Origin of the sequence: Bartonella sp. PS7NMGDW, from assembly GCF_042193585.1 — a bacterium.
Lineage (GTDB): Bacteria > Pseudomonadota > Alphaproteobacteria > Rhizobiales > Rhizobiaceae > Bartonella > Bartonella grahamii.
Window position 1 is genome coordinate 1 of sequence record NZ_JBHILX010000077.1, and the last position, 1,251, is coordinate 1,251.

1 protein-coding gene is annotated in these 1,251 nt (G+C 39.3%); it reads right to left on the minus strand.

Annotation, left to right across the window (positions count from 1 at the left end; all coding sequences use genetic code 11):
- Positions 1–62: 62 nt before the first annotated feature.
- Complete coding sequence (locus ACFIKJ_RS09320; RefSeq protein WP_375670546.1) at positions 63–896, minus strand: hypothetical protein; 834 nt, start codon at positions 894–896, stop codon at positions 63–65.
- Between the last annotated feature and the right edge of the window lie 355 nt (positions 897–1,251).

Here is a 1,251-nt window from a genome sequence, read left to right on the forward strand (position 1 = left end):
CTGATCTCAGAAATATCTTACTAGCTATTTTCTAAATAAATTAGAAACAGCCTCCCTCTACTTTACGGATGACATTGATTGTACTTATCTTTAAAACCCTTAATAGCTCCTCCAAATCCGCCTGCTACTGCTGTTTCCGGACCACCTAATAAACCAATTAATGCTCCTGCGCCTCCCTTTATGGCTGCTGATTCGACATAATCGCTTACTTCACAACTTGGATTCGGATGGCATTCATTGTACTTATCTATAAAACCGTCAGCAGCTCCTCCTAATCCGCCTACCAATGCTCCAGGTAAAACGCCAACACCTTCAGCTGCTAAACCAATTACTGCACCACTTGCTGCTCCTATGCCTCCGTGTATGACAGCTGCTTCAACATAATCGCTTGTTTCACAACTTGGTGCCGTATAGCATGCATTGTATTTATCTACCACAGCGTCACCAGCTCCTGCTAGTCCACCTCCTATTGCTCCATTGACAAAGCTATTAACGACACCTCCCGGTCCAGAAAAAAGACCTCCAACTGCACCAGCAATACCTCCTATTAATTCTCCTACGATGCCACCTGCACCTGCTGCTTGGGCATGAGCGCCTGCGCTACAATCATCTTCTTCTGGAAAAAGCCAACTTTTTGGATGTGAGTTACTACTTGAATCACCAGCTCCTCCTATTCCGCCGCTTACTGCTCCACCGAGTAAGCCAGCAACTGCACCTCCTGGTCCAGCAATAGAACCTCCAGCTGCACCAGCACCACCTCCTAATATTGCTCCTACAATGCCTCCTGTACCTGCTGCTTGGGCATAAGCGTCTGTACTATAATCATCTTCTGGAAAAAGCCAACTTTTTGGATGTGAGTTACTACTTGAATCATTTGATGAGCTTGAACTACCCATTTAAATCCTCCTTTTATTATTAAAAATAACTGTATCACAACGATACAGTTGAAAATTCATTATTGTTCATTTTAGAAAATGTCAAATATAATTTGTATAAATAACAATAAAAATACTGTATAAACAATAAATACATTATGTTTATATTATATTAACACAAAATGTATATTTTGTATAAATATAATACTATTTACAATACTGTTTAAATATGCGACATCCATCGCTCTTTCTCTTAAATAAAATCATAAATTCAAATGAGTCATTCACAAGAAAAACCTGTATCATTCTCTTGGTTTACAAGAACAACAAAGAAATATATCTATTATGTCATCGAACTCAGTTGCGTTGCTGTTGT